At 67.2% G+C, this 20,282-nt stretch carries 17 protein-coding genes; 8 read left to right on the top strand and 9 right to left on the bottom strand.

What is annotated here, in order from left to right:
* Positions 1-44: 44 nt before the first annotated feature.
* The 4 genes from thiS to ABH900_RS07285 all read left to right on the top strand — a co-directional run bounded on the left by thiS (position 45) and on the right by ABH900_RS07285 (position 3,802).
* The gene (gene thiS, locus ABH900_RS07300; protein WP_429622219.1) at positions 45-245 is read left to right on the top strand and encodes a sulfur carrier protein ThiS; all 201 of its coding nucleotides are present in this window, start codon (positions 45-47) and stop codon (positions 243-245) included.
* A 153-nt stretch (positions 246-398) separates the two neighbouring features.
* Positions 399-1,193 carry a thiazole synthase gene (locus ABH900_RS07295; RefSeq protein WP_049447493.1) on the top strand — a complete coding sequence of 265 codons (795 nt, stop codon included), beginning with the start codon at positions 399-401 and terminating at the stop codon, positions 1,191-1,193.
* Complete coding sequence (trmB, locus tag ABH900_RS07290; RefSeq protein WP_429622218.1) at positions 1,193-1,927, top strand: tRNA (guanosine(46)-N7)-methyltransferase TrmB; 735 nt, start codon at positions 1,193-1,195, stop codon at positions 1,925-1,927. Before ABH900_RS07295 ends, trmB begins: the two co-directional genes overlap by 1 nt.
* A 27-nt stretch (positions 1,928-1,954) precedes the next feature.
* Positions 1,955-3,802 carry an SLC13 family permease gene (locus tag ABH900_RS07285; protein ID WP_429622217.1) on the top strand — a complete coding sequence of 616 codons (1,848 nt, stop codon included), beginning with the start codon at positions 1,955-1,957 and terminating at the stop codon, positions 3,800-3,802.
* 330 nt (positions 3,803-4,132) lie between these two features.
* Here the strand turns inward: ABH900_RS07285 and ABH900_RS07280 are convergent, their stop codons facing one another.
* Complete coding sequence (locus tag ABH900_RS07280; protein ID WP_429622215.1) at positions 4,133-4,468, bottom strand: Rieske (2Fe-2S) protein; 336 nt, start codon at positions 4,466-4,468, stop codon at positions 4,133-4,135.
* Positions 4,469-4,646: 178 nt separating this feature from the next.
* On the opposite strand from ABH900_RS07280, the gene ABH900_RS07275 reads away from it, so the two are divergent.
* From ABH900_RS07275 to ABH900_RS07260, 4 genes are all read left to right on the top strand, one after another.
* Positions 4,647-4,928: a hypothetical protein gene (locus ABH900_RS07275; protein WP_049457686.1), complete on the top strand. Its 282-nt coding sequence runs from the start codon at positions 4,647-4,649 to the stop codon at positions 4,926-4,928.
* 75 nt (positions 4,929-5,003) lie between these two features.
* On the top strand, positions 5,004-5,720 hold the full coding sequence (locus tag ABH900_RS07270) for a fumarylacetoacetate hydrolase family protein (RefSeq protein ID WP_006387611.1): 717 nt from the start codon (positions 5,004-5,006) through the stop codon (positions 5,718-5,720).
* Positions 5,721-5,775: 55 nt separating this feature from the next.
* Positions 5,776-6,180, top strand: a complete 405-nt coding sequence (gene mscL, locus ABH900_RS07265; protein ID WP_093999605.1) for a large-conductance mechanosensitive channel protein MscL — start codon at positions 5,776-5,778, stop codon at positions 6,178-6,180.
* A gap of 224 nt (positions 6,181-6,404) precedes the next feature.
* Complete coding sequence (locus ABH900_RS07260) at positions 6,405-7,826, top strand: M28 family peptidase (protein ID WP_429622214.1); 1,422 nt, start codon at positions 6,405-6,407, stop codon at positions 7,824-7,826.
* 128 nt (positions 7,827-7,954) lie between these two features.
* On the opposite strand, the gene ABH900_RS07255 is transcribed toward ABH900_RS07260, so the two are convergent.
* The 8 genes from ABH900_RS07255 to ABH900_RS07220 all read right to left on the bottom strand — a co-directional run bounded on the left by ABH900_RS07255 (position 7,955) and on the right by ABH900_RS07220 (position 20,263).
* Positions 7,955-9,406, bottom strand: a complete 1,452-nt coding sequence (locus ABH900_RS07255) for an alanine/glycine:cation symporter family protein (protein WP_429622213.1) — start codon at positions 9,404-9,406, stop codon at positions 7,955-7,957.
* Positions 9,407-9,416: 10 nt separating this feature from the next.
* A complete protein-coding gene (locus ABH900_RS07250) occupies positions 9,417-10,403 on the bottom strand; it encodes a hypothetical protein (protein ID WP_429622212.1) in 987 nt (328 codons plus the stop codon).
* A 166-nt stretch (positions 10,404-10,569) separates the two neighbouring features.
* Positions 10,570-11,403 carry a TrmH family RNA methyltransferase gene (locus ABH900_RS07245; protein ID WP_429622211.1) on the bottom strand — a complete coding sequence of 278 codons (834 nt, stop codon included), beginning with the start codon at positions 11,401-11,403 and terminating at the stop codon, positions 10,570-10,572.
* Positions 11,396-12,913: an alanine/glycine:cation symporter family protein gene (locus ABH900_RS07240; RefSeq protein ID WP_429622210.1), complete on the bottom strand. Its 1,518-nt coding sequence runs from the start codon at positions 12,911-12,913 to the stop codon at positions 11,396-11,398. Before ABH900_RS07240 ends, ABH900_RS07245 begins: the two co-directional genes overlap by 8 nt.
* Before the next feature lie 169 nt (positions 12,914-13,082).
* Entirely contained in the window at positions 13,083-13,679 is a 597-nt protein-coding gene (locus ABH900_RS07235) for a GNAT family N-acetyltransferase (RefSeq protein ID WP_429622209.1), read from the bottom strand.
* A complete protein-coding gene (locus tag ABH900_RS07230) occupies positions 13,672-16,797 on the bottom strand; it encodes an efflux RND transporter permease subunit (protein WP_429622207.1) in 3,126 nt (1,041 codons plus the stop codon). The genes ABH900_RS07235 and ABH900_RS07230 overlap by 8 nt, the downstream gene beginning before the upstream one ends.
* A complete protein-coding gene (locus tag ABH900_RS07225) occupies positions 16,794-17,900 on the bottom strand; it encodes an efflux RND transporter periplasmic adaptor subunit (protein ID WP_429622206.1) in 1,107 nt (368 codons plus the stop codon). The genes ABH900_RS07230 and ABH900_RS07225 overlap by 4 nt, the downstream gene beginning before the upstream one ends.
* A 299-nt stretch (positions 17,901-18,199) precedes the next feature.
* Positions 18,200-20,263 carry a TonB-dependent copper receptor gene (locus ABH900_RS07220; RefSeq protein WP_429622205.1) on the bottom strand — a complete coding sequence of 688 codons (2,064 nt, stop codon included), beginning with the start codon at positions 20,261-20,263 and terminating at the stop codon, positions 18,200-18,202.
* Positions 20,264-20,282 lie beyond the last annotated feature (19 nt).

The following is a 20,282-nucleotide window of genomic DNA, read 5'->3' as shown; positions in this document are numbered from 1 at the left end:
CAGCAGTTCTTACGGCAATTGCGACGATCGGCGACAATGCCTGGATGGACATCCAGCTCAACGGCGAACCCCGCACCCTGCCCGCTTCGGCGACCCTCCACGACCTGCTGGAGGCCGAGCAGCTGCTGCAGCGCCGCGTGGCGGTGGAAGTCAACGGCGAGATCGTCAGCCGCAGCCGCCATGGCGAACATGTCCTGGCCGAGGGCGATGTGGTGGAGATCGTGCACGCGCTGGGCGGCGGTTGAGGCCTGCCCAGGTAGTGCCGGCCGCTGGCCGGCAGTCCGCCGCTGTCCGGCGCTTTGCATCTGCCCGCCAGCGGCCGGCACTACCCTCACCCTACTGCGGACAGCGCCGCCTTGCATGACCCCATCTTCAGGCGGATAAGCGATAATCGCGCCATGAACGTTCATGTCTCCCCCGATTCGCTGGTGATCGCCGGCAAGACCTATGGCTCGCGGCTGCTCACCGGCACCGGCAAGTTCAAGGACCTGGAAGAAACCCGCCTGGCCACCGAGGCCGCTGGCGCCCAGATCGTCACCGTGGCCATCCGCCGCACCAACATCGGGCAGAACCCGGGCGAACCGAACCTGCTGGACGTGCTGCCGCCGGAGCGCTTCACCATCCTGCCCAACACCGCCGGCTGCTATACCGCCGAAGATGCGGTGCGCACCTGCCGCCTTGCCCGCGAACTGCTGGACGGTCACAACCTGACCAAGCTCGAAGTGCTGGGCGACCAGAAGTCGCTGTACCCGGACGTGGTGCAGACCCTCAAGGCCGCCGAACAGCTGGTCAAGGACGGCTTCGAGGTGATGGTCTACACCTCCGACGACCCGATCCTGGCCAAGCGCCTGGAAGAGATCGGCTGCGCTGCGGTGATGCCGCTGGCCGCGCCGATCGGCTCGGGCCTGGGCATCCAGAACAAGTACAACCTGCTGCAGATCATCGAAGACGCCAAGGTGCCGATCATCGTCGATGCCGGCGTGGGCACCGCGTCGGACGCGGCGATCGCGATGGAGCTGGGCTGCGACGGTGTGCTGATGAACACCGCCATCGCCGGTGCACGTAGCCCGGTGCTGATGGCCAGCGCCATGCGCAAGGCGGTCGAGGCCGGCCGCGAGGCCTTCCTGGCCGGACGCATTCCGCGCAAGCGCTACGCCAGCGCTTCCTCCCCGGTGGATGGGTTGATCGGCTGATGACCAATCCTTTCGACAGCGCCGGTTCCAAGGCCCCGCCCAAGCCCTTCACCGTCAGCGAAGGCCGCCGTGAAGTACGCAGCTTCGTGCTGCGCCAGGGCCGTTTCACTCCCGCCCAGCAGCGCGCGTTCGACGAACGCTGGCCGCGCTTCGGCATCGACTACAACGGCCAGCCGCGTGACCTGGACGCCACCTTCGGCCGCCCGGCGCACAAGGTGCTGGAAATCGGCTTCGGCAACGGTACTGCGCTGCGCTTCGCCGCCCAGCACGACCCGTCGCGCGATTACATCGGCATCGAGGTGCACGCCCCGGGCGTGGGCCGCCTGCTGAACGCACTGGCCGAGGACAACGCCGATCACGTGCGCCTGTACCACCACGATGCGGTGGAAGTGCTGCAGAACGAGATCGCCGACGGCGCGCTCGATGAAGTGCGCATCTACTTCCCGGACCCGTGGCACAAGAAGCGCCACAACAAGCGCCGCCTGCTGCAGCCGGCCTTCGCCGAGCTGCTGGTGCGCAAGCTGCGTCCGGGTGGCCGCCTGCACTGTGCCACCGACTGGGAGGACTACGCCGAGCAGATGTGGGACGTTCTCGACGCCACCGCCGGCCTGGTCAATCGCGCCGGCCCGCGGGGCAGCGTGCCACGCCCTGACTGGCGCCCGCAGACCCACTTCGAGACCCGCGGCCAGAAGCTCGGCCACGGCGTCTGGGACCTGTTGTACGACCGCACCTGATCATCACCTGAGGACGCTGCGCCCCACATGGATACCGCGCTGACGCTGACCACTGACATGAAGCTCGTGCTTGGGCTGGTCGGCTTCACGATGGCGATGTTCCTGTTCGAGCGCATCCGCGCCGACGTGGTCGCGCTGGTGGTGCTGGTGGTACTCGGCGTCACCGGCCTGATCGCGCCGGAAGAAATCTTCGGCGGCTTCTCCGGTAACGCGGTGATGAGCATCATCGCCACCACCATCCTCGGCGCGGGCCTGGACCGCACCGGGGCGCTGAACCGGCTGGCGGCCTGGCTGCTGCGGCGCGGGCATGGCGTCGAACAGCGGCTGCTGATGATGACCACGGCCATCGCCGGCCTGAATTCGTCCTTCATGCAGAACCCGTCGGTGATGGCGTTGTACCTGCCGGTCGCCTCGCGACTGGCGGCGCGCACGGGCCTGACGATGCAGCGCCTGCTGCTGCCGATCTCGGCGGCGATCGTGATGGGCGGCGCGCTGACCATGGTCGGCAACTCGCCGCTGATCCTGCTGAACGATCTGCTGGCCTCGGCCAACAACAACCTGCCCTCCGGCCTGGCCACCATCGAGCCGCTGCGCATGTTCGCGCCGCTGCCGATCGGCCTGGCGCTGCTGGTCGCCTCGCTGCTGTACTTCCGCTACTACGGCGACCGCAAGCTGATCGAGGAAGAGACCCTGGTCAACGACGGTGTCACCCCGGCGCGCACCGAAAGCTACTTCGCCAAGACCTACGGCATCGAGGGCGATGTGTTCGAGCTGGTGGTCAGCGCCGAAAGCCCGCTGGTCGGCATGACCCTGGGCGAGGCCGAGAACCTGCACGATGCGCCGCTGCTGCTGGCGCTGAAGACCGGCAACGACACCCGCCTGGCGCCGCCGGCGGAAATGCGCATCTGGGTCGGCAGCGTGCTCGGCGCGATGGGCCCGCGCGAGCAGATCAGCGACTTCGCGCAGAACCAGTTCCTGCGCATGTCCTCGCGCCTGAAGCACCTGGGCGACCTGTTCAATCCCAGCCGCGCCGGCATTTCCGAGGCCGTGGTACCGCCCACCTCGAACGTGATCGGCAAGAGCGCGGCCGACCTGCGCCTGCGCAAGGAACGCGGCATCAGCCTGCTGGCGATCAACCGCGACAAGCAGGTGATCCGTGAGGATGTACGCGACGTGCAGCTGCGCGCCGGCGACATGCTGGTGTTCCACAGCATCTGGACCGACCTGGCGCAGGCCGCACGCAGCCGCGACTTCGTGGTGGTCACCGACTACCCGACCGGCGAGCAGCGCCCGCACAAGTTCAAGATCGCCATGGCGATCTTCGCCCTGACCATCCTGATCGCGCTGACCAGCAAGCTGCCGGTGGCGCTGACCCTGATGACCGGCGTGGCCGGCATGCTGTTGACCGGCGTGCTGCGCATGGACGAGGCCTATGCCTCGATCAACTGGAAGACCGTGTTCATGATGGCCGGGCTGATTCCGCTCGGTTGGGCGATGGACTCCAGCGGCGCAGCGGCGTGGGTGGCCGGGCACACGATCGACAAGCTGCCGACCGGCATTCCGCTATGGGTGCTGGAGGTGGCGCTGGCGCTGCTGACAACCGCGTTCTCGCTGGTGATCAGCCACGTGGGTGCGACCATCGTGATGGTGCCGATTGCGGTGAACCTGGCGCTGGCGGCGGGTGGCAACCCGACCGCATTCGCGCTGATCGTGGCGCTGTCGGCGTCCAACAACCTGATGACGGCCTCCAACCCGGTGATCTCGATGATCACCGGCCCGGCCAATTACACCCCGCGCGAGATGTGGCGGGTCGGCGGCCCGTTGTCGCTGATCTACACGCTGGTGGTGGTGTTGATGATCAACCTGATGTTCTGAGGTTGGGGGGTGTTGGCAGGGCTGCGCCCTGCACCCGCAGAAGCCGAAGCAACAGCAACAGCGTGCATTCCGTGGGATGGCGGAGTGGGTCCGGTTGCGGGGGACACCGTGAACCCATCCATGGGGGCTTGATCGCGGCATCCATGCCGCTCACACCCCCGCAACCGGACCCACCCCGCCTTCGACAGATTTCTGCGATCTGCCAGAACGGCATCCTTCTCTGGTGGGTGTCGACCTTGGTCGACACGGTAGATCCACGCCATGCGTGGATGGATCTCTGGATATCCATTGATCCTGTGGGTGCGAACCTTGGTTCGCACACCGGTTACCTCAGGCCAGATAGACCTGCCCATCACGCACATCCACCGGCACCACGCGCAGGCGGTCGCCCTTGCACGGGCCGGCGATGCAGTCGCCGCTGTCCAACGCGAACGAGGCGCCATGCGCGGCGCACACCAGATGGCCTTCACGGCTCTTGAGGAACTGGCCCGGCGCCCAGTCCAGGCGGCGGCCGGCGTGCGGGCAGATGTTCAGGAACGCCCGCACCTGCGCGCCATCGCGGTACAGCACCAGCGACTCGGCATCGCCATCGACCACCGCTTCGACCTCGGCAAACGCGCCATCGGCAATGGCTTCAAGGGCGATCAGGGCAGCAGCGGTAGTCATGGCGAAGGCTCGGACGGCAAACGGGAATTGTCGCATGCCTGCTCAGGTGACTGGCTGCGACATGAACACAAGTCATTGATCCGTAATAAGCACAGGCTATATTTAACGAGTTTTTCACTCAATGACAGTGGCACGTCCCGATACTCTGGTTTCGCTGATCCCAGCCTATCGAGCCGCCATGTTCAATCGCGCATCCGCCTTCACCCAGTTCCGCACCCTGTTCGCGCCGCGCAAGCCGCGTCATCCGCTGGTGCGCGTTGCCGTGGGCCTGCTCGGCCTGGCAATCCTGGCCGCGATGGTGTTCATCGGTGTGTTCGTTGGCGCGGCGATGATCCTGGTCGGCCTGGCGTGGAAGCTGCTGGCCTCGCGCAAGCCGGGCACGGCCCGCCCGGTCGACCCGACCGTGGTGGAGGGTGAGTACCGCGTGGTGCGCAAGCCGGTGCTGCCGGCCTCGCGCTGACCGACGCCCTCCGCGCCCGCTGACGGCGGGCGCCATGCGTTCTAGACTGCGGGCACGCCCTTCCTGGATGCCCGCATGTCCGATGTCTCCGATGTGATCCCTGCCGTAGCCCTGCCGCGTGTGCCGGTGGTCGGCGGCGGCAGTTTCCCTGTGCACCGCATCTACTGCGTCGGCCGCAACTTCGCCGACCACGCCCGCGAAATGGGCGCGGCGGTGCCGGCGGCCGATGACCGTGGCCGCCCGATGTTCTTCAGCAAGCCGGCCGATGCGATCGTGGTCGGCCATGACGACGCCATCCCCTACCCGCCGGCGACTGCCAACCTGCACCACGAGGTGGAACTGGTGGTGGCGATCGGCCGCGATGCGCCCGCCGGTGAGCTTGCCGTGGCCGACGCCGATGCACTGGTCTACGGCTACGCCGTCGGCCTGGACCTGACCCGCCGCGACCTTCAGGCCGCTGCCAAGGACAAGGGCCATCCGTGGGATGCGGCCAAGGGCTTTGATGCCTCCGCGCCGATCAGCGAGATCGTCCACGCTGCCGAAGTGGGCGACCTGGCCGCGTTGAATCTGTCACTGGAGGTCAACGGCGAGGTGCGCCAGCAGGCGCTGCTGGACCAGATGATCTGGAACGTACCGGAGATCCTGCATGAGCTGTCCAAGCTGTGGCAGCTGCGTGCCGGGGACCTGGTATTCATGGGCACCCCGTCCGGCGTGGCCGCATTGAAGCCCGGCGACCGCTTCAGTGCCCGCCTGGAGAACGTGGCCGAGCGCCACGGCGTGATCGCCGGCTGACATCACCTGCGCTACCCTGCGCGCTGTCCACTTCCCCCACCGGAGAAAAACAACAATGGGAATGCTCACCGAGTTCAAGGAATTCGCGATGCGCGGCAACGTCATCGACCTCGCCGTCGGCGTGGTGATCGGCGCTGCCTTCGGCAAGATCGTCACTGCGCTGGTGGAGAAGATCATCATGCCGCCGCTGGGCATGCTGATCGGCAAGGTGGATTTCTCGCAGTTGGCCTGGACGCTGTCTCCGGCCAGCATCGGTGCCGATGGCAAGGAGATCCCGGCCGTGGTGATCGGCTACGGTGACTTCATCAATACGCTGATCCAGTTCGTGATCGTGGCCTTTGCCATCTTCCTGGTGGTCAAGGCGATCAACCGCCTGTCGCGCAAGCAGGAAGCCGCACCGGCCGCACCGGCCGAAGAAGTAGTGCTGCTGCGCGAGATCCGCGACAGCCTGAAGAAATAAGGCCGTCGACCGGTAGTGCCGGCCGCTGGCCGGCAACATCGGAACCTGCGGGGAGCCGGCCAGCGGCCGGCACTACCGCTATTGCACGAAAGCCCCGCCCCGGCGGGGCTTTCGCTTTGCCGGACATGGCGGAAAACAGCGTTCGCGCCAGCCATGACCTCCCGCCCATGCGCGGGCCTGAACGACTGTTAAGCTCCAAGGCTTGGTCCCTTCCGGAGTTGCCCATGCGTCGCCGCGTCCTTGCCATCGCATCCTCCCTCGCCCTGCTGGCCGCTCCGGCCTTCGCAGCGCCGCGCACCACCACCCTGCCCCCCGCCTCGCTGGCCGCCGCCGCGCAGCTGCGCGACCAGGCGCTGGCCGATGACACCGGCTGGAAGGTGGTTGAATCGCTGACCACCGAGATCGGCCCGCGCATCGCCGGCAGCGAAGCCGACGTCCGTGCCGTGGCCTGGGCCGAAGCCAAGTTCAAGGCGCTCGGCTTCGACAAGGTCTGGAAGGAACCGGTCACGTTCCCGAAGTGGGAGCGCCGCAGCGAACACGCCGCCGTGACCGGCAAGAACCCGCAGCCGCTGCAGATCACCGCACTGGGCGGCAGCCCAGGTGGCACCGTGGAAGCAGAAGTGGTGCGCTTCGCCGACCTGGCCGCACTGCAGGCCGCGCCGACCGGCTCGCTGAAGGGCAAGATCGCCTTCGTCGATTACCAGATGCTGCCGTTCCGCGATGGCCGTGACTACGGCCGTGGCGGTGCGATCCGCAGCAAGGGCCCGTCCGAGGCGATCCGCAAGGGCGCGGTCGGCTTCCTGATGCGCTCGGCCGGTACCGACTCGCACCGCGTGCCGCACACCGGCATCACCCGCTTCGACGAAGGCTTGACCCCGGTGCCGTCGGCGGCATTGTCGGTGCCCGATGCCGACCAGCTGGCCCGCCTGCTGGCGCGAGGCAGCACCACGGTGAAGGTGGCGCTGGATTGCGGTTGGGACGGCACGGCGACCTCGTACAATGTGATCGGCGAGATCACCGGCCGCAGCCTGCCGAAGGAAGTGGTGGTGATCGGTGGCCATCTGGATTCGTGGGACCTGGGCACCGGCGCAGTCGATGACGGCGCGGGCGTGGGCATCACCATGGCCGCCGGCCACCTGATCGGCCAGCTCAAGCAGGCACCGAAGCGCACCATCCGCGTGATCGCCTTCGCCAACGAGGAGCAGGGCCTGTACGGCGGCAAGGCCTACGCCGAAGCACATGGCAAGGACGTGGCCCTGCACCAGCTGGCCGCCGAGAGCGATTTCGGCGCCGGCCGCATCTATGCCTTCAACACCGGTTCGCCGAACCCGGAAGGTTCGCGCGAGGCGACGAAGCAGATTGCCGAAGTGATGAAGCCGCTGGGCATCGAGTACCAGGCCGACAAGGGTGGCCCGGGCCCGGACGTCGGCCCGCTGGCCGCCAAGGGTGGCGCATGGGCGTGGCTGGCGCAGGATGGCTCGGACTACTTCCACCTGCACCACACCGCCGACGATACGCTCGACAAGATCGACCCGAAGGCGCTGGCGCAGAACGTGGCGGCGTACACCGTGTTCGCGTATCTGGCGGCGGAGGCCGATGGCAGCTTCGGCAGCGAAGCCAAGGCGACCACGCCGCCGAACGAATGATGCGGTAGCGCCGGGCCATGCCCGGCGAGCGCAGCGGGAAGCGCGGTGCGAACCAAGGTTCGCACCCACCAAGCAGGAACGTGGGGGCAGCGCCCTCGCCGTTGGCGAGGGATCTGACCCCGATCCAGCTATCCCTCCCAGGTGCGGGTGTTGCGCAGCCCCAGTTGCTGCGGATTGAACAGCGGATCGCGCTGCTTCCTGCGCTGCGCTTCATAGTCGCGCAGTGCCACCAACGCAGGCTTCTGCAGCAGCAGGATGGCGATGATGTTCAACCAGCTCATCATGCCCACCCCGATATCGCCCAGTGACCACGCCACCGTCGCACTGTTCAGCGCCGAGTAGCCGGTCGCCGCCAGGAACAGCAGCTGGAACCCACCCATCACCCACCACGACGGACGATCACGGCACAGATAGCTGACGTTGGTTTCGGCCATGTAGTACAGCGCCAGGATGGTGGTAAACGCGAAGGGCAGGATCGCCAGCGCCACGAATGATCGGCCGAAGCCCGGGAGCGCGGATTCCACCGCGTGCTGCACGAACCGGGGCCCGGCTTCGACACCCGGCAGGTTGCCCAGCAGCAGGCGCGCCTCGTCCGGAATCCCGTTCACGGCCGGGTCGTAAACGTTGTACAAGCCGGTGGACAGGATCAGGAACGCGGTGGCACTGCACACCACCAGCGTATCGATGTAGACCGAGAACGACTGCACCAGGCCCTGCTTGACCGGATGCGAGACCTCGGCCGCGGCCGCCGGATGCGCACCACTGCCCATGCCGGCTTCGTTGGACAACACGCCGCGGCGCACGCCCCACTGGATGGCGGTGCCGATCATCGCGCCAAATGCCGCGTCAACGCCAAACGCGCTGCGCAGCACCAGCATGATCACCTCGGGCACCTTTTCTGCATTGAGTACCATCACCAACGCGGCCACCAGCAGGTAGGCCACGGCCATCAGTGGCACCACCCATTCCGCAACACGTGCGATGCGACGCACGCCACCGACCAGGATGGCGCCCAGCACCACCAGCAGCACCGCCGTGGTGGTCATCACCGGTACGTCCCAGGCTTCGTTCACCGCACTGGTGATCGCGTTGGACTGGGTACCGGCCAGCATTGCGCCCGCCATCACCGTGACCACCGCGAACAGCACCGCATACCAGCGCTGGCCCAGGCCTTTTTCAATGTAGTACGCCGGACCGCCGCGATACTGGCCCTTCGCATCGCGGTCCTTGTAGATCTGCGCCAGCGTGGATTCGATGAAGGCACTGGACGCGCCCAGGAAAGCCACGATCCACATCCAGAACACCGCGCCCGGGCCGCCAAAGGCGATGGCCATGGCGACACCGGCGATGTTGCCGACACCGACCCGGCTGGACAGCGACAGCGACAACGCCTGGAACGGCGAGACACCGGCATCGGAGCGCTCGTGATGGAACATCAGGCGCAGCATGTCCGGCAGCGCGCGCAGCTGGATGAAACGCGTACGCACGCTGAAGTACAGGCCGGTGAGCAGGCACAACACCACCAGGTACGGACTCCAGACAACGCCGAGAATTGCATTGACGATGGATTCGATAGTCATCGGCCGCCCCTCAGAAGAACATGCCCAGGGCGACCTGGGGGCTGATGATGCGGCCGGTGTTGCGCCCGGCCACGGTGAATTCCACGCCGGCGATCAGCCCCAGTGACGGGCTGAAGTGGTACTCCACCGCTGGCGCCAGGGTCACGCTGCGGCTGGCCGGGCGATGTTCGTCGATGCGCTCGATGGCACCGCTGGCGTTGCGTGCGAATCCACTCAGGCGTTGGCCGGTTTCGCGGCTGGCGGCGACTTCCATCACCCCGACCCAGCGCGAATTGAAGCTGTATTCGGCGCCCACCGACAGGCCCAGCACCGAGCCGCGCGCGATGTGTCCCTGGAAGCTGTCATCGGTGCCATACACGCTGGCCCCGGAAATGGCCGTGCGCGAAGGCGCCGGCCCGGCACTGAGCTGGGCACGCCAGCGCAGCGGCCGATCATTGCCCAGCCACACCACCTGCTGCACGCCCAGCGCGGCGGCGGTGCGCTGCACGCCGTCGCCCTGGGCATCCAGCGCATTACCCGTGATGCGATCGTGGCTGCCGGTACTGAAGCGCTGCACCAGTGCCACCGAGATCGCCGGGCGGATGCCATCTGCACTGGGCGCCTGCAGCAGGTACTGCAAGCGCGCCGTGGTGTCGCCGGCGCGGAAGCCGCTGCTGCGCTCGCTACCTGATTCTGCCCGCGATGCGCTGAGATTGACCTGCCCCATCACCCGGTCGCTGAAACCGTAGATGATCGGCACCACCGTTGCCCACGCACCGCTGCGCTGCCCGCTGCGGCGGCGATGGCCGTCGTTGTCGAAGTGATCGCGGCTGTCGACCCGCACCAGATACGGTTCGATGTACCAGTGGCCCTGCGGCAGCCCCGCCGGATTGGGGGTGATCAGCGGGCCGGTGAAGTTGACGCCTTCCAGGCTGCGTTCGTCAGCCGCTGCGTGGGCGCTGGCAAGGACGCTGGCCAGCACCAGCAATGCGACGGGGGTACGGCGAGGATGATGCATGACAGCCACTCCTGGACACCATGGGATGGAATTCCACCCTGCGTCGCCGGGAACGGCTGACCAATAAGGAAACTTTCAAAACATCATGCGTGCTTGACGCATTTGCCAGCCCAAAATGGGGTCAGAGCCCTCGCCTGAGGCGAGGGATCCGATCCCGGTCACTGCATCAGCTGCGGCGGCTGGCCCACTGCGCCAGCAGCACGGCGGTGGCCGAGGCCACGTTCAGGCTCTCCACCGCGCCGCTGCCGGGAATGGAGACCTGCAGGTCGCACTGCGCGGCCAGGCTGCGGTCCATGCCCTCACCTTCGGCGCCCATCACATAGACCAGACGTGCCGGCAGCGACGCGCGGAATACGTCATCACCGCCCTCGACCAGGGTCGCGGCAAGGCCGAAGCCGGCCTCGCGCAGCTGCGCCATCGCCTGTGCGGTGTCCGGCAGCTGCACCAGCGGCACCGACTCTGCCCCACCTTCGGCCACGCGGGCAGCAGCACCGGACAGCGCCAGCGTGCTGCCGGCCGGCAGCAGCAGCGCCTTGACACCGAAGTGCGCGGCCGAACGCAGGATCGCGCCGAAGTTGTGCGGGTTACCGACACCGTCCAGCCACAACGCCAGTGCCGGCCCCTCTCCCAGATCCGCCAGCCACTGCGCCAGCGGCACGACCGGCGCGCGCAGCACGTCGGCCACCAGGCCTTCGTGATGGGTCGTGGCGGCCAGCTTGTTGAGGTCGCCCTCCTCCACCACGCGATAGCCCACGCGGTTGGCCACGCACCACTTCAGCACCGGCTGCATGCGCGGAATCAGCGCATCCACCAGGTACAGCTTGCGCAGCGCCTGCGGACGCTTGTCGAACAGGGCCTGCACGGCGTTCCAGCCATACAGGCGCAGCTCGTCGTTGCCACGCCCCGGCGGCGGCGGGGTGCCGCCCTCACGCGGTGGCAGCGGGGTGGCCCGCGGCGGTCGCGACGACGGGCGGCGGGCATTCTTCCAGGGATCATTCACTACGGGACAACTCCAGCTTGCGTTGACGCCAGAAATCGGCGTTCTTGATGCCCAGGGCATCGGGGTCGAAGATCGGATCGAGGCCGAGCTTCTTCTGTCGTTCGTAATCACGCAGGGCCAGCATCGCCGGCTTCTGGATGATGAGGATGGCGATGATGTTCAGCCAGGCCATCAGGCCCACGCCGATGTCACCCAGCGCCCAGGCCAGGGTCGCATTGTGGAACGCGCCGAACACCACCATGGCGATGATGCCCAGGCGCAGGACCAGCACGGTCAGCGGGCGCTTCTTGTTGTGGTTCACATAGCTGAGGTTGGTCTCGGCCATGTAGTAGTACGCCATGATGGTGGTGAAGGCGAAGAAGAAGATGGCGATGGACACGAACGCCGAACCCCAGCCCGGCAGCACGGCTTCCACACCGGCCTGGGCGTAGCCGGCGCCTTCGGGAATACCGGCCAGGCCCTGGAAGATCGGCGCGCCACCCGGCACCGGCGAATACACGTTGTAGGTGCCGCTGGCCAGGATCAGGAACGCGGTGGCGGTGCACACCATCATGGTGTCGAAGTAGATGGCGAAGGCCTGCACGTAACCCTGCTTGGCCGGATGCGAGACTTCCGAGGCGGCCGCCGCGTGCGGGCCCGAACCCTGGCCGGCTTCGTTGGCATAGATGCCGCGCTTGATGCCCCACTCCACCGCCAGGCCCATCATCGCGCCGAACGCGGCGTGGGTACCGAAGGCGCTCTTGAAGATGATGCCGAACATCTCCGGCACGCGGTCGTAGTTGATGATCATGATGACGATGGCCATCAGGATGAAACCGGCCGCCATGAACGGCACCACCACTTCCGCGAAGTTGGCGATGCGCTTGACGCCGCCGAAGATCACCACGCCCAGCAGCAGTGCCACCACGATGCCGATGCCCAGCTTCAGCGCCTGCACCTGGTCCATGCCGAAGGCCTGGCCATCCAGCGGGCCGCACAGCGCGGTACCGCGGCAGGCGTTGATGACGCTGTCGGCGATGGCATTAGCCTGCACGCCCGGCATCAGGAAGCCGGCGGCGATGATCGTGGCGAAGGCGAAAGCCAAGGCATACCACTTCAGGCCCATCGCCTTTTCGATGTAGTACGCCGGGCCGCCACGGTAACGGCCTTCGGCGTCCTTGGTCTTGTAGATCTGCGCCAGGGTGCATTCAACATACGAGGTGGATGCGCCGAGGAAGCCCATCACCCACATCCAGAAGATCGCGCCGGGACCGCCGAAGGCGATGGCGGTGGCCACGCCGGCGATGTTGCCGATACCCATGCGGCCGGCCATGGACATGGCCAAGGCCTGGAACGAGGACACGCCGGCGTCGGATTTCTCACCGGACACGGTCAGGCGGCACATCTCGACGAAACCACGGATCTGCATGAAGCGTGTGCGCAGGCTGAAGAACAGGCCGGCGGCCAGGCACATGAAGATCAGTGCCTTGCTCCAGATGATGCTGTTGATGAAATGTACGGTAGCTTCCACGCGCGCTCTCTCCAGTCGGCGGGTTGTGAGGACGTCCCGTCGGCTGGAGGGGACCTGTCCGATTCTCCCTGATCGAAGGTCGCTGCGATAGCGCCAGAAGGAATCCGCCGGGCGTGGCCCAGCGCTACCGTCTCCGCCGCGGGTGGCGCCGGGTCATGCCCGGCGGCGTTCAAGGCCGCTGGGTACGGACCCGGGCGAAGCGGCGCAGGTCGTGCAGCACCCCGCGCTTGTAGACCGCACAGCGGTCCACGCCCTCTTCCTGGAAGCCGTTCTTTTCCAGCACCCGGGCCGAGCCGAAGTTGAAGTCGACCACCCCGGCCTGCAGCCTGAACAGGCGCAGCTCGTCCATCACCCACGGTGCGAACAGGCCGACCACGCGGGTCATCAGGCCCTGGCCCCAGTAAGCCTGGCCCAACCAGTAGCCCAGTTCAGCCATATGCGCGCGCTCGGCGCTGCCCTGCTGGGCACCGACGCTGCCACAGGCGTGGCCGTCGATCTCGATGGCCAGCGCCAGCGTGCCCGGGGTCAACACCCGACCGGCCAGGAAGGCCTCGCCATCGGCACGCGTGTACGGGTATGGGAAGCGGTCGCGCAGGCCGCGTGACACGTCGGGGTCGTTGGCGTGGTGCAGCAGCGATTCGAGATCGTCGGGGTGCCATGGGCGCAGTCGGAAGCCATGGCCGTCGAGGACTGTGGTCAGAGCCCTTTCCCGTTGGGAAAGGGATCCGACCCCCGATCCGACCCCATCGGCATGCCGGTCAGGCATGGCCACCGACCGAGGGCGACTCCGCTTCCTGCTTCTCCAGTTCGCGCTTCACTGCTTCCGGCGAACGCGTGTACGGCGCCAGCCGCGCGTAGAACGCCGGCACCACGAACAGCGACAGGAACGTCGAGAGGGTCACGCCGAAGATGATCACGATGCCGATGGTGCCACGGCTGGCCGAACCGGGGCCACCGGCCGCCACCAGCGGGATCGCACCGACCACGGTGGCGATCGAGGTCATCAGGATCGGGCGCAGGCGCACCATCGCCGATTCGATGATGGCCTCGCGCACCGTACGCCCATCATCGCGCAGCTGGTTGGCGAATTCGACGATGAGGATGCCGTTCTTGGCTGCCAGGCCGACCAGCATGACGATGCCGATCTGGCTGAACAGGTTCACCGTGCCACCACTCACCCACAAACCGACCAGCGCACCGAGCACGCCCAGCGGCACGGTCAGCATGATGGTGAGCGGGTGGATGAAGCTCTCGAACTGCGCGGCCAGCACCAGATACACCACCAGCAGGGCCATGGCGAAGGTCAGCAGCACCGCACCGCCGGCACTCTGGTACTCGCGCGATTCGCCCTTCCAGTTCACCTGCGCGTACTGCGGCAGCTCCTCGCGGGCCGCGTTCTGTGCCCAGGCGATGGCCTCGCCCAGCGGATAGCCCGGCGCCAGGCCGGCGCTGATGGTGATCGAACGCAGGCGGTTGAAGCGGTTCAGGGTGCCGGCCTCGGCCACTTCGCTCAACGTGACCAGGTTGGACAGCGGCACCAGTTCACCGGAGGTCGCGCGCACGCGGATCGCGGCCAGATCGGTTGGGCTGGCGCGTCCATCGCGGCCGGCCTGCACCAGCACGTCGTACTCCTCACCGTTGTCGACGAAGGTGGTGACGCGGCGCGAGCCCATCATGGTTTCCAGCGCCGAACCGATCGCGGTGACCGGCACGCCAAGGTCGGCCGCACGCTGGCGGTCGATGTTCACCCGCATCTGCGGCCGGGTTTCCTTGTAGTCCGAATCCGGGCCGACCAGGCCGGGGTTATCGGCCATGCGCAGCAGGATGCGGTCGCGCCACTGGGCGATCTCCGCGTACTCCGGGCCACCCAGCACGATCTGGAACGGCTGGCCGCCGCTGCGCACCAGACCGCCGCCGACCTGGGTACGCACGCGCACGCCGCGGATGGTGTCCAGTTCCTTCTGCAGTGCGTTGGCCACATCCGGGGTGGCCTCGCTGCGCTGCCGCCACGGCTGCAGGAAGATGCTGACGCGGCCGGTATGCATTTCCTCGCTGGCACCGAAGCCGCCGGGCACGCGCGGGTTGGCGCGGGCGATGGTCTTGTCCGCGCCCACGTGCGGCGCCAGCAGCGCCTCGACCTGCTGCACCTGCTGCACGGTGTAGTCGTAGCCGGCGCCTTCCGGGCCGTCGATCATGATCTGGAACGAACCACGGTCTTCGGCCGGCGCCAGCTCCGACGGCAGCAGCTTGAGCAGGCCCCAGCTGGCCGCCAGCGCCGCCACCATCACCAGCAGGTAGATCCAGGTGCGGTCGACATGATGGTCAAGCACGCGGCCGTAGCCCGAGGCGAGGCGTTCCAGGTTGCGGTTGATGAAGCCATGCAGGCCACGCGGCGCCTGCCCGGTATGCGGCTTGAGCAGCTTGGAGGCCATCATCGGCGTCAGCGTCAGCGCCACGAACGCCGACAAGGCCACCGCTGCGGCCAGCGCCACGGCCAGTTCGCGGAACAGGCGGCCGGTGTTGCCTTCCAGGAAACCAACCGGCAGGAATACCGCCACCAGCACGGCGGTGGTGGCGATCACCGCGAAGGCGACCTGTGCGGTGCCGCGTTTGGACGCCACCAGCGGCGGCTCGCCCAGATCGATGCGGCGCTGCACGTTTTCCACCACCACGATCGCATCGTCCACCACCAGCCCGATGCACAGCACCAGGGCAAGCAGGGTCAGCAGGTTGATCGAGAAGTCGAACGCATACAGTGCAATGAACGCGGCCACCAGGCACACCGGCACGGTCACCGCCGGAATCAATGCGGCACGGAAGCTGCCGAGGAACAGCCAGATCACTGCCAGCACCAGGATCATCGCTTCCACCAGCGTGGCGTAGACGCGGTCCACGGCGGCTTCGATGAAGGTGGTGTTGTCGAAAGCAACAAAGATCTGCGTGCCCTTGGGCAACGACAGCGCAACACGCTCCGCCTCGGCACGCGCGGTGCGCGCCACGTCCAGCGAATTGGCGGTGGAGGTCTTGACGATGCCCAGGCCGATGCCGGGCTCGCCGTTGCTGCGGTAGTAGGCGCGGCGTTCGGCCGAGGCCAGCTCGATCTTCGCCACATCGCCCATGCGTACCACGTAGCCGTCGCGGCCCTTGCCCAGCGGGATGGTCGCGAAGTCTTCGGGCTTGATGTAGTTGCGCTCCACGCGCAGGGTGAAATCGCGGTCGGTCGACTCGATGCGGCCGGCCGGCAGTTCCACGTTCTCGTTGCGCAGCGCGGTCTCCACATCGCCGGTGGTCAGCCCGCGCGCGGCCAGCTGGTCACGGTCCAGCCAGATGCGCATCGCATAGCGCTGGCGACCACCGATGCGGACCTGGGCGACGCCATCAAGGCTGGAGAAACGATCAACCACGTAGCGGTCGGCGTAGTCGCTCAGTTCCAGCGTGTCCATGGTCGAGGAGACCATGTTGAACCAGATGATCGGGTCAGCATCGCTCTCGACCTTGGCGATTTCCGGCGGCCGTGCTTCTTCCGGCATGCGGTCGGCCACGCGACTGACCGCATCGCGCACGTCGTTGGCGGCCGCTTCGATATCGCGGTTGGAGGTGAACTCGATGCTGACCTGCGAACGGCCGTTGGTGCTGCGCGCATTGATCGTATCGATACCTTCGATACCCGCCAGCGCGTCTTCCAGCACCTGGGTGATGCGGCTTTCGATGACCGCCGCGGACGCACCGGTGTAGTCCACCGACACCGAAACGATCGGCGGATCGATGGCCGGCAGTTCGCGCAGGGTCAGGCGGGTGAAGGACATCACGCCCAGCACCAGCAGCAGCAGACTCATCACCACGGCGAACACCGGCCGCTGGATGGAGATGTCGGACAGCTTCATCCGCCGGTGCCCTCGGCCGCGACCGGCGCCGGCGCGTCAGCCGGTTTGGTGCCACGGGCCGGTGCCGCCTCCTTGGCCGCGACCTTCAACCCCGGGCGCAGCTTGCCGGTGCCATCGACCACGATGCGCTGGCCAGCCTCCAGGCCCTGCTTGATCTCGACCACGCCGGCACGGCGCGCACCGGTGACCACGTCCACGCGCTCGACACTGTCGTCGTTCTTGATGCGGTACACGAAGGTATCGCGGCCGACCTGCACCACGGCGATTTCCGGCACCACCAGCGCCGGGCGCTCGGGACGGAACAGGCGCACGTCCAGCAGCATGCCCGGACGCAGTGCGTGATCGCCATTGCCGAAGTCGGCACGCACCGTTACCGCGCGGGTGGCCGGATCGATGCGCGCGTCGATGGTGCTGACCACGCCCTCGAAGGTGCGGCCCGGCCAGGCCACACTGGTGGCACTGACCTTGTCGCCGACGCCCAGCGCGGCCAGCTCCACTTCCGGCACCTGGAAATCGATGTGCATGTGCTCGATGTCGTCGAGCGTGGCGATCACCGTGGTCGGCGTCAGCAGCGTGCCCGGACTGACCTGGCGGATGCCAAGCACGCCGGCGAACGGCGCGCGCACCCGACGGTCACCGATATCCGACTGCATCTGCGCCACGCGCGCTTCGGCGGCATCGCGGATCGACTTCTGCGTATCCAGCGTGGCGCTGGACACCAGCCGCTGCGTGGCCAGCTCGCGCTGGCGCTTGTACAGCTGATCGGCTTCGTGGAAGGTGGCCTGCGCCTGCACCAGCGCGGCCTCCTGGGCCTGCCCGCGCAGGGTCACGATCGGGGCGCCGGCGGCGATGTGCTGGCCGCTTTCGAAATGCACCTTCTCGACGATTTCGCTGACTTTGGCGGTCACGCTGATCGACTCGCGCGCCTTGGCCGTGCCCAGCGCCTGCAGGGTGTCATTCCACTGCGTGGGCTGCACCACCTGCGCGGTAACCGGCACCGCTTCTCCCTGCCGACGGGCGGCGGCCTCCGGTTTGCCTGCGCACCCGGCCAGTACGGCCAGGCTGAGGCCGAAGGCCAGGGACGAAGCGATACGAGCCAACATGAACGGTCCTGATTGATCCACGGCCGCCGAGTGTAGGCAAGGGCCCGCAAAAGCGGTATGTGCCAAGCGTTTACCGGCGTGGAACCAAGGCCGCGATAGCGCCTTGAACCCATTCCGTGCAAGGCTGCCGGCAGCGGTGTCGGCGTGTGTCGGGGTGTATCCAGTCGCCCATCGGCGCTACTGCCATCGTAGAGTCGAAGCTGCCCGGCAGAGGGCGTCGGGCGGGGACGGATCCTGGCGGGGATCCGGCCCCGGTTTTTTTCCCGGTGCATGGGTAGCGCCGGGCCATGCCCGGCGGATCAATACCGGTAGTTCACCTTCATCCACACGCTGCGGCCCGGTTCGTTGATGCGCACCGGGTCGGCCGGGAAGCCGAAATCCGCGCTGCCGGCCAGGTTGAGATGCTCGCTGTAGGCGCGGTCGAACAGGTTGTCGATGCCAGCGCTGAGCTGCAGCTGCGAACTGAAGCGATAGGCCGCATTGAGTGCGAAGGTGGCAAAGCCGGCACTCGGCCCAAGGTCCTGGGCCACCACGTTGCCCTGCCCGTCGGCCACCCGATGCTGGTGGGTGACCGCCCGCAACAAGGCGCCCGCGCTCCAGCGCTGGCCTTCCCAGTTCGCGCTCAACCGTGCTTCCAGTGGTGGCATCTGCGGCAGCGGACGGTGCTGGTCGCGGTTCTCGCCCCAGGCATAGGCCAGCGTGCCGCCCAGCTTCCACTGTTCGGCCACGCTCACTTCCAGCCCCGCCTCGGCACCGGCAATACGCGCGTCGACGTTGCTGGCCTGGCTCATGCCCATCATGCCGCTGCCGTGGTAGGTGAACAGGATGTAGTCCTGGATCTGCCCGGCGTAGGCCGAGACCCAAGCCTGCACGCGCGGTCCCTTGTACTGCAGGCCGACGTCGAGCTGGGTGGTGCGCTCGGGCTGGATGCCGGCAAACGCGTTCAGCGCACCGGCCGGACCATGGTCGGGCGAGAACAGCTCCCAGTAGTCGGGCATGCGCTCGCTGTGGCCGAGGCCGGCATACCAGGTCAGGCCATCGGCAAGATCCTGCTCGTAGCGCAGGAAACCACTGCCGAGCCACTCCTTGCGACGCTGGCCAGCGGTCGGATTGGGCTGGTTTCCCATCATCCCGCGGATCGACGCGCGCTCATCGCGCACGCTGGCGCGGTCGATGCGCAGGCCGCTGATCCAGCGCTGGTCAGTGCCAGGGCCAAGCGTCAGTTCGGTGAAGGCGCCATAGCGGCGGAAGTTGGCATCGGTCTGCCAGTCGGCCTGTCTGTAGGTGTCACGACCCATGCCCATGCGGCCGCGATGACGGCTGTCCTCGCCATCCACACCCGCCACCAGCTGCACATCCTGCCAGCGCCACTCGGAACTGATCCGGCCGCCCTGGGTACGGCGATCCACATTGGAGGCCATCGGCATTGGCATCATGCTGTGCGGATTCGGCGTGCGCAGCGTGTAGTTGTCCATCACGTGGTCGGCCTCGTTGTAGTACACGTTGGCCTGTACCGTGTCCCAGGCACCCGGCAGGTTGTGCTTCTCGAAGCGCGCGGCATAGCTGGTGCGCTCGAACGCGGCACCGTCCATGCCACGCCCGGCGTAACGGGCGATCGCATCACCCGCACCGGCAGAGATCTCCAGCAGCGTGTCCGCATCCGGCGTCCAGCCAATGGCCACGTCGCCATTCCACTTGCGCCACTTCGACGGCACCACATCGCCGTGGCCGTCCTTGTAGTCACCGGCTTCGGAGCGGTTGCCACTGGCCCGCACGTAGCCGGTCGGATTGCCCAGGGTCAGGTCCAGTACCTGGTCGTTGCGGTTGCGCGAACCGACCAGCGCACTGGCATCGGCGCGCAGGCCCGGTTCGTCGAAGCGCGGCGTATCGCGCTCGAAGCGCACGGTACCGGCCGAGGCACCGGCGCCCCAGCGCACGCTTTGCGGGCCCTTGATGATGGTCAGCCGGTCGAAGCTCTCCGGCGCGATGTAGGACAGCGGATTGTCCATGCGCGAGGGGCACGCACCGATCAGGTTGCCGTCGTTGCTGAGAATGTTCAGGCGTGAACCGAACATGCCGCGCAGCACCGGGTCGCCATTGGTGCCGCCGTTGCGGATGGCGGAGAAGCCGGGAACGGTTTTCAGGTAATCGGCACCATCGCTGGCCGGCACCGGCTGTCGCGGCAGGCGTGGATCGGTCAACCAGTGCAGCGGCGAGGACGGTGCCGCTGCAGTGACCACCAGGGTGTCGAGAGTACGTGCCTGTTCGGCGGGTGCAGCGTGGGCCAGTGACGCGGCCACGGCCAGGCCAAGGGCAACCGGCAGGCGCGCGCAGGCGCCCGCGGGGCGGGAAGTCATTTTCATCGGAACAGCTCCAAAGTAC

This window comes from Stenotrophomonas sp. AN71, assembly GCF_050435725.1.
In the GTDB taxonomy this organism is placed as follows: domain Bacteria; phylum Pseudomonadota; class Gammaproteobacteria; order Xanthomonadales; family Xanthomonadaceae; genus Stenotrophomonas.
This window is presented reverse-complemented; position numbering and strand designations above follow the sequence as displayed.

Excerpts from the sequence above, each read along its gene's own strand:
- thiS (WP_429622219.1), top strand. The coding sequence starts at position 45 with ATGGACATCCAGCTCAACGGCGAACCCCGCACCCTGCCCGCTTCGGCG.
- ABH900_RS07295 (WP_049447493.1), top strand. The coding sequence starts at position 399 with ATGAACGTTCATGTCTCCCCCGATTCGCTGGTGATCGCCGGCAAGACC.
- trmB (WP_429622218.1), top strand. The coding sequence starts at position 1,193 with ATGACCAATCCTTTCGACAGCGCCGGTTCCAAGGCCCCGCCCAAGCCC.
- ABH900_RS07285 (WP_429622217.1), top strand. The coding sequence starts at position 1,955 with ATGGATACCGCGCTGACGCTGACCACTGACATGAAGCTCGTGCTTGGG.
- ABH900_RS07280 (WP_429622215.1), bottom strand. The coding sequence starts at position 4,468 with ATGACTACCGCTGCTGCCCTGATCGCCCTTGAAGCCATTGCCGATGGC.
- ABH900_RS07275 (WP_049457686.1), top strand. The coding sequence starts at position 4,647 with ATGTTCAATCGCGCATCCGCCTTCACCCAGTTCCGCACCCTGTTCGCG.
- ABH900_RS07270 (WP_006387611.1), top strand. The coding sequence starts at position 5,004 with ATGTCCGATGTCTCCGATGTGATCCCTGCCGTAGCCCTGCCGCGTGTG.
- mscL (WP_093999605.1), top strand. The coding sequence starts at position 5,776 with ATGGGAATGCTCACCGAGTTCAAGGAATTCGCGATGCGCGGCAACGTC.
- ABH900_RS07260 (WP_429622214.1), top strand. The coding sequence starts at position 6,405 with ATGCGTCGCCGCGTCCTTGCCATCGCATCCTCCCTCGCCCTGCTGGCC.
- ABH900_RS07255 (WP_429622213.1), bottom strand. The coding sequence starts at position 9,406 with ATGACTATCGAATCCATCGTCAATGCAATTCTCGGCGTTGTCTGGAGT.
- ABH900_RS07250 (WP_429622212.1), bottom strand. The coding sequence starts at position 10,403 with ATGCATCATCCTCGCCGTACCCCCGTCGCATTGCTGGTGCTGGCCAGC.
- ABH900_RS07235 (WP_429622209.1), bottom strand. The coding sequence starts at position 13,679 with ATGCCTGACCGGCATGCCGATGGGGTCGGATCGGGGGTCGGATCCCTT.
- ABH900_RS07230 (WP_429622207.1), bottom strand. The coding sequence starts at position 16,797 with ATGAAGCTGTCCGACATCTCCATCCAGCGGCCGGTGTTCGCCGTGGTG.
- ABH900_RS07225 (WP_429622206.1), bottom strand. The coding sequence starts at position 17,900 with ATGTTGGCTCGTATCGCTTCGTCCCTGGCCTTCGGCCTCAGCCTGGCC.
- ABH900_RS07220 (WP_429622205.1), bottom strand. The coding sequence starts at position 20,263 with ATGAAAATGACTTCCCGCCCCGCGGGCGCCTGCGCGCGCCTGCCGGTT.